Below are 12,240 nucleotides of genomic sequence, written 5' to 3' on the forward strand. Positions count from 1 at the left end.
CGTTGGCCTCAACACGATTTTACGTCACTTAAAAAACTCAGGCCGCAGTCGGTAACCTCGCGCATACAGCCGGGCAGTGATGTGATTGTCTGCGCTGAAATGGACGAACAGTGGGGCTACGTCGGTGCTAAATCACGTCAGCGCTGGCTGTTTTACGCGTATGACAGGATACGGAGGACGGTTGTGGCGCACGTCTTCGGTGAACGCACTCTGGCCACACTGGAGCGTCTTCTGAGCCTGCTGTCGGCCTTTGAGGTCGTGGTATGGATGACGGATGGCTGGCCGCTGTATGAATCCCGCCTGAAGGGAAAGCTGCACGTAATCAGCAAGCGTTACACTCAGCGAATTGAGCGGCATAACCTGAATCTGAGACAACATCTGGCAAGGCTGGGACGGAAGTCACTGTCGTTCTCAAAATCGGTGGAGCTGCATGACAAGGTCATCGGGCATTATCTGAACATAAAACACTATCAGTAAGTTGGAGTCATTACCCACCTTCCCTAAAAAAAGTAGCCAGGCTTCAGGAGCGACTACCGACAAGAGTTGAGTATTCCCCTGTCCGTATTGCACTGGTGACCGCCAGAAACAGCCCATCGGAAATGCGCGTCATTAAAACACTGAGAAGCTGGGGGGTGTATGTCGATGAAGCTTTTTTTCTTGGCGGTGTAGAGAAAACAAAAGTTTTGAAGGCATTTAAACCGCACATTTTCTTTGACGATCAGGATGTGCATTTGAATACTGCTGCAAAGGTGGTTCCTTCCGGGAAAGTACCTTACGCCAGCAATTCAGAGCTTTTTGAAAACAAAGCGTCATGAAACCTTAAATAAATAGCCATCTTTACTGCTAGAAGGCTATTTATTAATTTATGCTGTCTTCCCAAACATCCCTTCTACCACGGCCCCAGCTCTCCCTAACTCATCGATATAATCCGCATACCACTGCATCATTTCCCTACGCCCATCAAGATACTGAGCATGGTTATACGTCCCGCGAATCGCGTTCTTATCGACGTGTGCAAGCTGCGTTTCAATCCACGCGGAGTTAAACCCCTGCTCATGCAGAATGGTGCTCATCGTGTGGCGGAAACCGTGCCCCGTCAGCCTGCCTTTATATCCCAGCAATTCTATAACCTGATTAATGCTTTCCTTGCTGATCGGCTTGCGAGGATCATTCCTGCCGATAAAAACCAGCGGGTGATGCCTTGAGATCGGTTCAAGCTGTGCAAACAGCGCAATGACCTGCTCTGAGAGCGGCACAATATGAGGCCGTTTCATCTTCATCACTTCTGCCGGGATTTCCCACAATTTCTTCTCAAAATCGATATCTTCCCAGCGAGCGAAACGCAGCTCTTGTGTACGCACGCCGGTTAACATGATGATCTGTGTGGCTGTTTTGGTGATAATACTACCGGTGTATCCGGCCAGATCTTTAAGGAAGTGTGGTAACTCTTCGACTGTGAGGAACGGGAAATGTGTTTTCTTAGGCGTTGCCAGCGCTGTAGCAAGATCTGACACGGGATTATATTCAGCTCTCCCGGTAACGATAGCGTAACGGTAGACTTCATTACAACGCTGGCGGACTTTGCGCATTTTCTCTAAAGCGCCGCGCTTTTCAAGGCGACGAAGGATCTCAAGCCAGTCCATCGGCTTAATATCGACGATAGGGCGTCTTCCCGTATGAGGGAAGATATCCTTCTCGAAGGTGTCGATGATTTCATCGCGGTAGCGTAATGACCAGCGATCGGCTTTCGTCTGATGCCATTCGCGGGCAATGGCCTCGAACGTATTCTTTTGGCTCATTTGCTGGGCGATTTTTTCTTCTTTCTTTACTTCACCCGGATCTCCTCCAGCGGAGAGAATTTTTCTGGCCTCACTGCGCTTTTCGCGTGCGTCAGCCAGGGAAACATCAGGGTATACGCCAATGGAAAGCATCTTTTCTTTACCGGCGAAGCGGTACTTCATACGCCAGTATTTGGAACCATTAGCGTTAATCAGTAGATACATGCCGCCGCCATCGGTCAGCTTATAGGGCTTTTCTTTTGGCTTTGCGGTTTTCACTTTTACATCGGTTAGCGCCATTACATCCTCCGGCTTTTGATGAATCCATCCTCCAGGGGACTTCCGCTAATGATTAACCTGATACCCCCATGTACCCCTTATATAACAAAGATGTCTTTGAAACCTGTTGTTATATATCACATTTTTACCATTATGGGGGTGCTGATATTTTAAAGGAAAATAACACCCCCTAATGTACCCCCAAAAAGGACTTGATGCCGATTACCTTCAGGCGACAATGGTGGGGTTATTTCTCTTGTTTTATCAGGTATTACAGGGGTTTTGTTGACTTCGAGGGAGTTCAGGAGAGGCAAATTGGCGGAAGATCACAGGAGTCGAACCTGCCCGGGAACGCTGGCGTCCCCAACTGGATTTGAAGTCCAGCCACCTCACCGGAGATGACGATCTTCCGCGCCTCGATTGCTACATGGAGGCGGGGCGCATTATAGCTACTTCCAAACGTTTCCACACCCCCCCACTCACTTTTTTAACTTCCCTTTTGTCTTGCCATGATCGGTTTCATATAAATCCTCAATAAATCCGGTAGTTACATTTCATCACATTTTTCGACGCTACCCCGATCACAGAAAACAAGAATCGTAATTTGATAACGAGATATCGGAATACCCGCGCTCACAGGGATGGTTTACAAGAACTGTAACCGGTATCAGTGCGTGTGAAAGTGCTAACAAGGATGCGTAATGAAAAGTGAGATTTTGTCCGTTAAAGAGAAGATTGGCTACGGTATGGGCGATGCCGCCAGCCACATCATCTTTGATAACGTTATGTTATATATGATGTTCTTCTATACCGATATTTTTGGTATTCCGGCCGGATTTGTCGGCACCATGTTCCTGCTGGCCCGCGCGCTGGATGCTATCTCAGACCCTTGCATGGGACTGCTCGCCGACCGCACCCGGTCGCGCTGGGGGAAATTTCGCCCGTGGGTACTATTTGGCGCACTGCCGTTTGGTCTGGTCTGTGTGCTCGCCTACAGCACGCCGGATCTCAGCCTGCATGGCAAAATGATTTATGCCGCAATCACCTACACCCTGCTGACCCTGCTCTACACCGTGGTGAATATTCCCTACTGCGCACTGGGCGGTGTCATCACAAATGACCCCACACAGCGTATCTCCCTGCAGTCCTGGCGCTTTGTGCTGGCGACGGCGGGCGGCATGCTCTCCACCGTGTTGATGATGCCGCTGGTGAATCTGATTGGCGGTGAGGATAAAGCGTTCGGCTTTCAGGGCGGGATTGCCGTGCTCTCGGTTGTGGCCTTCCTGATGCTGGCATTTTGCTTTTTCACCACCAAAGAACGCGTGGAAGCGCCGCCGAGCACCACCTCGATGCGTGAAGACCTGCGCGACATCTGGCAGAACGACCAATGGCGCATCGTCGGCCTGCTGACCATCCTCAACATCCTGGCCGTCTGCGTTCGCGGCGGGGCGATGATGTATTACGTCACCTGGATTTTGGGTACCCCGGAAGTGTTTGTCGCCTTCCTCACCTCCTATTGCGTCGGCAATCTTATCGGCTCTGCGCTGGCGAAGCCGCTCACCGACTGGAAATGCAAAGTCAGCGTCTTCTGGTGGACCAACGCCGCGCTGGCGGTCGTCAGTCTGGCGATGTTCTTCGTACCGATGCACGCCAACATCACCATGTTCGTCTTCATCTTCGTGATTGGTGTACTGCATCAGCTCGTGACGCCAATTCAGTGGGTCATGATGTCCGACACCGTTGACTACGGCGAGTGGTGCAACGGAAAGCGTCTGACGGGGATCAGCTTTGCGGGCACGCTGTTCGTACTCAAGCTGGGTCTGGCGCTCGGCGGGGCGATGATCGGCTGGATGCTGGCGGGCGGGGGATACGACGCCGCAGCGAAAACCCAGAACAGCGCCACTATTAGCATCATCATCGGGCTGTTCACCATTGTTCCGGCTATTTGCTACCTGCTGAGTGCCGTGATTGCCAAACGCTTCTATACCCTGAAAACGCCGTATCTGACTGAAATCATGAATCAACTGGCTCAGGGTGCGCGCCGCAATCAGCAGGATTTTACGACGAAAGAATTACAGAACTAAGGAACCGACAATGAAAATTAGCGATGGAAACTGGCTGATTCAGCCCGGTCTGAACGTGATTAACCCGATTCAGGTATTCGAGGTCGAACAGCAGGGTAACGAGATGATTGTCTACGTTGCGCCGCGCGATGTGCGCGAACGTACCTGGCAACTGGATACTCCACTCTTCACCCTGCGCTTCTTCTCGCCGCAGGAGGGCGTGGTGGGGGTGCGTATGGAGCACTTCCAGGGGGCGTTGGATACCGGTCCGCATTACCCGCTGAACGTGCTGCAGGATGTGAAGGTCGAGATGCAGAACACCGCTGAATTTGCCGAACTGAAGAGCGGTAACTTGAGCGTGCGCGTGACCAAAGGTGAGTTCTGGTCGCTGGACTTCCTGCGTAACGGCGAACGTATTACCGGCAGTCAGCTGAAAAACAACGGCTACGTGCAGGATACTCACAGCGGGCGTAACTATATGTTTGAGCGCCTGGATCTCGGTGTCGGGGAAACGGTATATGGTCTGGGCGAACGCTTTACCGCACTGGTGCGTAACGGGCAAACGGTAGAAACCTGGAACCGCGACGGCGGCACCAGCACCGAGCAATCTTACAAGAACATCCCGTTCTATATCACCAACCGCGGTTACGGCGTGCTGGTGAACCATCCGCAGTGCGTGTCGTTTGAAATCGGCTCTGAGAAAGTGTCGAAAGTGCAGTTCAGCGTGGAAAGCGAGTATCTGGAATACTTCGTTATTGACGGCCCAACGCCGAAGGACGTGTTGAACCGTTATACCCAATTCACTGGCCGTCCCGCGCTGCCGCCTGCCTGGTCGTTCGGCCTGTGGCTGACCACGTCGTTCACCACCAATTATGACGAAGCGACGGTCAACAGCTTTATCGACGGCATGGCCGAGCGCAATCTGCCGCTACACGTTTTTCACTTTGACTGCTTCTGGATGAAAGCCTTCCAGTGGTGCGACTTTGAGTGGGATCCGGTGACCTTCCCGGATCCGGAAGGCATGATCCGCCGTCTGAAAGAAAAAGGGCTGAAGGTCTGCGTGTGGATCAACCCGTATATCGGGCAAAAATCACCAATTTTCAAAGAGATGAAAGAGAAAGGGTATCTGCTCAAACGTCCGGACGGCTCCCTGTGGCAATGGGATAAATGGCAGCCGGGCCTGGCGATTTATGACTTTACCAATCCCGAAGCCTGCGAGTGGTATGCCAACAAGCTGAAAGGTCTGGTGGATATCGGCGTGGATTGTTTCAAAACTGACTTTGGCGAACGCATTCCTACTGACGTTCAGTGGTTTGACGGTGCCGATCCGCAGAAAATGCATAACCATTATGCGTACATCTACAACGAACTGGTGTGGAACGTGCTGAAAGAGACTGTCGGTGAAGAAGAGGCGGTGCTGTTTGCCCGTTCAGCTTCGGTCGGCGCGCAGCAGTTTCCGGTGCATTGGGGCGGCGACTGCTATGCCAACTATGAATCGATGGCGGAAAGCCTGCGCGGCGGGTTGTCCATTGGTCTGTCCGGCTTTGGCTTCTGGAGTCACGATATTGGCGGCTTTGAGAATACCGCCCCGGCGCACGTCTACAAGCGCTGGTGTGCGTTCGGGCTGCTCTCCAGCCATAGTCGTCTGCACGGTAGCAAATCCTACCGCGTGCCGTGGGCGTACGATGACGAATCCTGCGATGTGGTGCGCTACTTCACCGAGCAGAAATGCCGCATGATGCCGTATCTGTATCGCGAAGCGGCGCGCGCCAATGAGCAAGGAACGCCGATGATGCGCGCAATGATGCTGGAGTTCCCGGACGATCCGGCATGTGATTACCTCGACCGCCAGTATATGCTGGGCGATAGCGTGATGGTTGCGCCGGTGTTTAGCGAGAAGGGTGATGTGCAGTTCTACCTGCCGGAAGGACGCTGGACGCATCTGTGGCGTAACGACGAGGTGTCTGGTAGCCGCTGGCATAAACAGCAGCATGACTTCCTGAGCCTGCCAGTCTACGTGCGTGAGAACACCCTGCTGGCGCTGGGCAGCAATAACCAGAAGCCGGACTACGCCTGGCATGAAGGAACCGCGTTCCAGCTGTTCCATCTGCAGGAGGGCCGGGAAGCGGTGTGTGAAGTGCCTGCGATGGACGGCTCGGTTATCTTCACGCTGAAGGCGACGCGTGTAGGTAATACCATCACTGTGAAAGGGAACGGTGAGGCACGGAACTGGACGCTGTGCCTGCGAAATATTCAGAAAATTGGCGGCATTAAATGCGGGTCGCATATGGGCAGCGAGCTGGGTGTAGTTATTACTCCACAGGGCAGTGAGCTGACGATTACCTTGTAAGCATGTGTCGACGTGGTGCCGGATGCGTTTTATCCGGCCCACGCTGCGAGCAGCATTCCAGATCTGAAAATCCAAAACATCCTGAATTAAATTTTTATCTCTGCATATTTGCGAGCGGTATCACTCTGATTCCCGCGAAAAATGTGATCTGCGCCGTAAATATCTCACTATTTCCTCTTTTTGTCTTATTTCTGTCCGGATTACTGGACACGATTTAGTATTGTTGGCGCATCGTAGTCCTCTTATATTTATCATCACGGATTACACGTGGAGCATAAATGCTTCTTTATAACCTAAATAATTCGAGTTGCAGGAAGGCGGCGACGCAGCGAATCCCCTGAGCGTACATAAGTACGTGACTGGGGTGAGCGAGGAAAGTCAACGCACATGCAGCTTGAAGTATGACGGGTATAGATATTTAATCTGGTATGTAATAAGGGTAAATAATGCAAATGATTACCTCGCGACAAAACAGATTATTAAAGTTTCTTCTGTCTAAGAAGGAATATGTCACGCTGCTGAAAATTGCCGAGTATTTATCTGTTTCAGAGAAAACTGTGCAGCGCGATCTGCGCTTACTGGAACCATGGTTATCAGAATGGAAAATAACCATCGATAAACGTGCTGGTGCTGGGGTGATATTAAGTTCCGATAATATTACCGACCTTTTATATATGGACCAGTTATTAGGATCGGAGGGTGATGATACTGACGGCATGATGAATAATTCACGGCGAGTCAAGATAGCCTCACAATTATTAAGCGAAACGCCGCATGAAACGTCGATCAGTAAATTATCCGAACGTTATTTCATTAGTAGCGCATCGATTGTTAACGATCTGAAAGTAATTGAATCCTGGATTACCCCACTGGGCCTGTCGTTGATTCGCAGTCAGAGCGGCACGCATATCGAAGGCAGCGAGAGCGGTGTACGCCAGGCGATGGCGTCGCTGATTAACGGCGTGATTAACCATAATGAACCCGGTAACGTGGTTTATTCACGCCTTGACCCGGGCAGTTATAAAGCCTTAGTGCATTACTTTGGCGAAGAAGATGTTTTATTTGTCCAGACGTTATTGCAGGAAATGGAGAACGACCTGTGCTGGTCTTTGGGCGAGCCTTATTACATCAATATCTTTACCCATATTTTGATCATGATGTACCGCATCACGCGGGGCAATGCGCTACCGAGAAAAGATGAAAATATCACCTCATGTGACGAGAATATTTTTTCCATTGCCAGCCGGATGATTCAACATATTGAAAAACGCATTGCCCACCCGCTACCGGAAGACGAAGTCTGGTTTATATATCAATACATTATCTCCTCCGGCGTGGTAATTGAAGAGCATAACGACGTGAGCGTGATTGGCCATATGCACTCCAGCGACGAAGCGCGTTTGATTACCCATCGGTTGATTGCCTCCTTTGCCGAGATGGTCGACAGCGATCTTAGCCAGGACACGGCGCTGTATGACGGATTGCTGATCCACATTAAGCCGCTGATTAACCGCCTGAACTACCAGATCCGCATTCGTAATCCGCTGCTGGAGGATATTAAAGGCGAGTTGCAGGACGTGTGGCGTCTGACCCAGTGCGCGGTGAATCGGGTGTTTAGCGGTTGGGGCGAGCGGCCCGTGTCGGAAGATGAGGTGGGATATTTAACCGTGCATTTTCAAGCCGCAATGGAGCGGCAGATAGCGCGTAAGCGTGTGCTGCTGGTCTGCTCAACCGGTATTGGCACCTCTCACTTACTCAAAAGCCGTATTCTGCGCGCCTTTCCGGACTGGACTATCGTCGGCGTGGTATCGGCAGGCAGCCTGCCCTCCGTACTGACTGACGATATTGAACTGGTGGTATCGACGATAAATTTACCTGCTGTTGCTATGCCGGTCGTGTATGTCACCGCCTTTTTCAATGATGCAGATATTAAGCGGGTAACAGAAACGGTTATTACGGAAAAATTACATCGGGCGACGTCGCTGGTCGTCGAAAATTAATGTCTGAACTCCATGAGGTATGATTGATGGACATCACGAAAATACTCAATACAAATCGCGTTATTTTGGACATGAAGGCCACAAACAAAACGGAGGCTATTGAGGAACTGACGGATATTCTGCAAAAAGATGGGGCAATTAGCTGTCGGGAAACGTTTATTCAGGATGTCTGGCAGCGTGAATCAGAAGGCTCGACCGGCTTCGAAAATCATATTGCGATCCCGCACGGGAAATCCTCGGCGGTGGTCAATACCACGCTGGCAATTGGGCGTACCCGCCAGGATATTCCCTGGGAAACCCTGGATGGTAGCAACGTGCGCTGCATCATTCTGTTTGCCGTACGTCTTGAAGATCAAAACACTACACATATTCGTCTGCTTTCGCAGGTTGCCGGCGCGTTGGCGGATGACGACATTATTGAACAACTGTTAGTCGAAAGCAGTCCACAGAAAATTATTGAGCTTTTTAGCCAATATGCTGAATCCAATGTCTGCTAAATAAAAAGTGGAGCATGTTATGAATATTGTTTGTGTTGCCGCCTGTACGGCGGGTATTGCGCACACCTATATTGCTCGTGAGAAGCTAATTAAAGGTGCTAAAGCGCTTGGTCATAATATAAGAGTTGAAACCCAGGGAACTATCGGCACGGAGAACGAACTGCTGACAGAGGATATTTCTGCAGCTGATGTCGTAATTCTTGCTGTCGATGTCAAAATAAGAGGGGAGGAACGATTTTCAAATAAACGCATTGTGCGAGTGAAAACCGAAATCGTCATAAAATCGCCCATTCAGTTTCTTGAAAAGGTCGAAAAATCATTAGTTAACACCAACTAGTAGCGATCCTCATTCTGGAGGGATTTCACATGAGTGAAAATAAAATTCCGCTATCTCAGGAAATAAAAAGACATTTATTAACGGGAATTTCGTGGATGATCCCGTTAATTGTCGCCGCCGGGATCTGTATTGCTCTCGGGCAAATACTTGGCGGCACTAACGTGGGTGAAAAAACAGGAACCATACCCTGGATGCTCAACCAGATTGGCGGCTGGGGGATGGGGTTAATCGTACCGCTGATTAGTGCGGCGATTGCGTACTCCATTGCCGACCGTCCTGGATTTGCGCCGGGCCTGATTGTCGGTTTTGTTTGCGGCGAAATTCATACCGGTTTTATCGGCGGGATGCTGGGCGGGTTCCTGGTCGGTTATACCGTACTGCTTCTTAAGCGCTATATCCGTTTGCCACAGTCGATGCAGGGGCTGATGCCCATCATGGTGTTGCCGGTACTGAGTACCGTCATTGGCGGCCTGTTGATGATGACGCTGATTGGCAAGCCGATAGCCTGGCTGCAGGACGCGTTGATTCATCTGCTGGAGTCCATGCAGGGCGGATCCCGCTTTCTGATGGGCGCTATCCTCGGTGCGATGGCGACATTCGACTTCGGCGGACCGGTGAATAAAACCATGTCGCTGTTTGCTGACGGCATGCTGGTCAGCGGTGTGTACGGTCCGGAAGCGGTGAAGTTTGTTGGCTCGATGATCCCTCCGTTCGGCATTACGCTCTCTTTCCTGCTGACGCGTCACAAATACACCCGTGCGGAGCGCGAGGCGCTGAAAGCGGCATTCCCGATGGGGATCTGCATGATTACCGAAGGGGTCATTCCGATTGCAGCGCGCGACCTGTTGCGCGTGGTGGGCTCCTGCGTGGTGGCCTCGGCGATTGCGGGCGGCCTGATTATGGTGTGGGGTGTCGAAAGCCCGGTACCGCACGGCGGCATGTTTGTGGTTCCGCTCTTTACGCATCCACTGCTGTTTTGCCTGGCGCTGGGGATCGGCACAGTGATTTGCGGTGTCATATTGTCGCTGTGGAAGAAACCGGTGACCGAGCGTGACGAAGAGTTTGATGAACTCAGCGATCAAAAACTGAAAGACGAAGAGATCACCTTCACCCTGGAATAACCGGAGGCCGTATGTTTGCCGATATGAAAAGCATGGTGGCGAAAGCCTGGCGCGAGCAGTACGCGCTGCTGGCCATCAACTGCATGAACCTGGAAAGCGCCCGCGCGGCGGTTCGGGTGGCAGAGAAACACCGTGCGCCCATCATTCTGAATCTGTATCAGGGGCATCTGGAGCATTTTCCGGCCCCGATAGCCGCTGCGGTCGTCAAAACGCTGGCAGAGGAAGCCTCGGTACCGGTCGCGCTGGCGCTGGATCATGGAAAGGATCCTGTACGCATTCGTCAGGCTTTTCGCGCCGGATTCAGCGGGCTAATGATCGATGCCTCCGCCTTTGCGCTGGAGGAGAATATTCGCCAGACCCGTGCAGTGGTTGAGCTCGCAGCCAGCGTTTCTTTGTGCGTGGAAGGCGAGCTGGGCCATCTGGCCGATGCTCCGCGCTATGACCATGCCGCTAACGCTGATTTGATGACTCAGGCCGCCGACGTGGAACCCTTTATCCAGCAGACCGGGATCGATTTGCTGGCGGTATCGGTCGGTACGGCACACGGCATGTACGCGCCGGGCGTTACGCCAGCCATTGATTTCCAGCGGCTGGAGGACATTGCCCGGTTATCAACGGTACCTCTGGCGCTGCATGGCGGCAGCGGGACGCCGTTTGATCAGCTACAGCGCTGTCCGATGTTTGGCGTCGCCAAGATAAACGTTGGCGCAGCGGTTTTCGAAGCCGGAAAGGCTGCGCTGCTGCATACCCTGTGTCGTGACACATCCGGTGAACTTGTTGATGCCCTGACCCTGATGGAGCAGGCCTGCGAGGAAGCCATTATTCCGTACCTGCAGGCCAGCGGCGCTATCGGCAAAGCCTGATTCATTTTCTGTAACGCCTTCTATGCCTCTGCGATGACGCACTGGCAGGGCTTTCTACACCCTGAAACTGGAGAATTAACATGTTAGTTTCGATGAAAGAATTACTGCAACCTACCCGTCAGCACGGTTTTGCCATCGGCGCATTCAACGTGGCGGACAGCTGCTTTGTACGTGCAGTTGTGGAAGAAGCGGAAGCGACCAACACCCCGGCGATTATCTCCATTCACCCCAGCGAACATGATTTTGTCGGCGATGCGTTTTTTAGCTACGTCCGTGATATCACGATGCGTAGCCCAGTGCCGTTTACTCTGCATCTGGACCACGGCGCTTCGGTTGAGCATGTTCTGCGGGCGATTCAGTGTGGGTTTACCTCGGTGATGATTGATGGCTCGCTGCTGCCGTATGAAGAGAACGTGGCGCTGACCCGCGAAGTGGTCAAGCTGGCGCATGCGGTAGGTGTTTCTGTGGAAGGGGAGTTGGGTACGATTGGTCAGACCGGGACGTCAGTGGAAGGCGGTGTGTCGAAGGTTACTTATACCGATCCTGCTCAGGCAGAGGATTTTATCGCCCGAACCGGTGCAGACACGCTGGCGGTGGCTATTGGAACCGCGCACGGGATCTACCCGAAAGGGATGCAGCCAGAGCTGCAAATGAACATCCTGCGCGACATCGCCGGGCGTGTGGATATTCCGCTGGTGCTGCACGGTGGTTCCGCGAACCCGGATGCGGAAATTGCCGAATCCGTGACGCTGGGTGTTGGCAAAATCAACATTTCCAGCGATATGAAATATGCCTACTTCCAGAAAGTCCGCGAAATCCTGGCGAAAGAAACCTGGTGGGACCCGAACGTAATCTACCCGGAAGCCATTAGCGCCGCGCGGGACGTGATCCGCCACAAAATGAAACTGTTCGGCTCAACCGGCAAAGCATCACTTTACTAACGGCATGCAGG

General features: G+C 52.2%; 9 protein-coding genes, 1 tRNA gene and 2 pseudogenes. 10 read left to right on the forward strand and 2 right to left on the reverse strand.

Features of this window, described 5'->3' with window-relative positions:
- Nucleotides 1-477, forward strand: a pseudogene (locus OGY19_RS18410) (IS1-like element IS1X2 family transposase); the annotation flags it as partial.
- An 11-nt stretch (nt 478-488) separates the two neighbouring features.
- Nucleotides 489-815: pseudogene (locus tag OGY19_RS18415) on the forward strand (5'-nucleotidase); the annotation flags it as partial.
- Nucleotides 816-863: 48 nt separating this feature from the next.
- On the opposite strand, the gene OGY19_RS18420 reads toward OGY19_RS18415, so the two are convergent.
- Together OGY19_RS18420 and OGY19_RS18425 are read right to left on the reverse strand one after the other, a co-directional pair.
- Nucleotides 864-2,078, reverse strand: coding sequence for a tyrosine-type recombinase/integrase (locus tag OGY19_RS18420; protein ID WP_039026320.1), 1,215 nt, complete (start codon nt 2,076-2,078; stop codon nt 864-866).
- 295 nt (nt 2,079-2,373) lie between these two features.
- Nucleotides 2,374-2,468: transfer RNA gene (locus OGY19_RS18425), tRNA-Sec, on the reverse strand.
- 290 nt (nt 2,469-2,758) lie between these two features.
- On the opposite strand from OGY19_RS18425, the gene OGY19_RS18430 reads away from it, so the two are divergent.
- From OGY19_RS18430 to OGY19_RS18465, 8 genes are all read left to right on the forward strand, one after another.
- Nucleotides 2,759-4,141 carry a glycoside-pentoside-hexuronide family transporter gene (locus tag OGY19_RS18430; RefSeq protein WP_286596952.1) on the forward strand — a complete coding sequence of 461 codons (1,383 nt, stop codon included), beginning with the start codon at nt 2,759-2,761 and terminating at the stop codon, nt 4,139-4,141.
- Between the two features lie 10 nt (nt 4,142-4,151).
- The gene (gene yicI / locus OGY19_RS18435) at nt 4,152-6,470 is read left to right on the forward strand and encodes an alpha-xylosidase (protein WP_286596954.1); all 2,319 of its coding nucleotides are present in this window, start codon (nt 4,152-4,154) and stop codon (nt 6,468-6,470) included.
- 446 nt (nt 6,471-6,916) lie between these two features.
- Nucleotides 6,917-8,470: a BglG family transcription antiterminator gene (locus OGY19_RS18440; protein WP_286596956.1), complete on the forward strand. Its 1,554-nt coding sequence runs from the start codon at nt 6,917-6,919 to the stop codon at nt 8,468-8,470.
- A gap of 26 nt (nt 8,471-8,496) precedes the next feature.
- Nucleotides 8,497-8,967, forward strand: coding sequence for a PTS sugar transporter subunit IIA (locus tag OGY19_RS18445; RefSeq protein WP_003024008.1), 471 nt, complete (start codon nt 8,497-8,499; stop codon nt 8,965-8,967).
- Between the two features lie 19 nt (nt 8,968-8,986).
- Nucleotides 8,987-9,304, forward strand: coding sequence for a PTS fructose transporter subunit IIB (locus OGY19_RS18450; protein ID WP_115601287.1), 318 nt, complete (start codon nt 8,987-8,989; stop codon nt 9,302-9,304).
- A 29-nt stretch (nt 9,305-9,333) separates the two neighbouring features.
- A complete protein-coding gene (locus OGY19_RS18455) occupies nt 9,334-10,425 on the forward strand; it encodes a PTS fructose transporter subunit IIC (RefSeq protein ID WP_115601288.1) in 1,092 nt (363 codons plus the stop codon).
- A gap of 11 nt (nt 10,426-10,436) precedes the next feature.
- On the forward strand, nt 10,437-11,288 hold the full coding sequence (locus OGY19_RS18460; protein WP_115601289.1) for a class II fructose-bisphosphate aldolase: 852 nt from the start codon (nt 10,437-10,439) through the stop codon (nt 11,286-11,288).
- An 80-nt stretch (nt 11,289-11,368) separates the two neighbouring features.
- The gene (locus tag OGY19_RS18465; RefSeq protein ID WP_003827236.1) at nt 11,369-12,229 is read left to right on the forward strand and encodes a ketose-bisphosphate aldolase; all 861 of its coding nucleotides are present in this window, start codon (nt 11,369-11,371) and stop codon (nt 12,227-12,229) included.
- The last annotated feature ends 11 nt before the right edge of the window (nt 12,230-12,240 follow it).

This window comes from Citrobacter sp. Cy070, assembly GCF_030332245.1.
GTDB classification, from domain to species: Bacteria; Pseudomonadota; Gammaproteobacteria; order Enterobacterales; family Enterobacteriaceae; genus Citrobacter; species Citrobacter youngae.

Excerpts from the sequence above, each read along its gene's own strand:
- OGY19_RS18420 (WP_039026320.1), bottom strand. The coding sequence starts at position 2,078 with ATGGCGCTAACCGATGTAAAAGTGAAAACCGCAAAGCCAAAAGAAAAG.
- OGY19_RS18430 (WP_286596952.1), top strand. The coding sequence starts at position 2,759 with ATGAAAAGTGAGATTTTGTCCGTTAAAGAGAAGATTGGCTACGGTATG.
- yicI (WP_286596954.1), top strand. The coding sequence starts at position 4,152 with ATGAAAATTAGCGATGGAAACTGGCTGATTCAGCCCGGTCTGAACGTG.
- OGY19_RS18440 (WP_286596956.1), top strand. The coding sequence starts at position 6,917 with ATGCAAATGATTACCTCGCGACAAAACAGATTATTAAAGTTTCTTCTG.
- OGY19_RS18445 (WP_003024008.1), top strand. The coding sequence starts at position 8,497 with ATGGACATCACGAAAATACTCAATACAAATCGCGTTATTTTGGACATG.
- OGY19_RS18450 (WP_115601287.1), top strand. The coding sequence starts at position 8,987 with ATGAATATTGTTTGTGTTGCCGCCTGTACGGCGGGTATTGCGCACACC.
- OGY19_RS18455 (WP_115601288.1), top strand. The coding sequence starts at position 9,334 with ATGAGTGAAAATAAAATTCCGCTATCTCAGGAAATAAAAAGACATTTA.
- OGY19_RS18460 (WP_115601289.1), top strand. The coding sequence starts at position 10,437 with ATGTTTGCCGATATGAAAAGCATGGTGGCGAAAGCCTGGCGCGAGCAG.
- OGY19_RS18465 (WP_003827236.1), top strand. The coding sequence starts at position 11,369 with ATGTTAGTTTCGATGAAAGAATTACTGCAACCTACCCGTCAGCACGGT.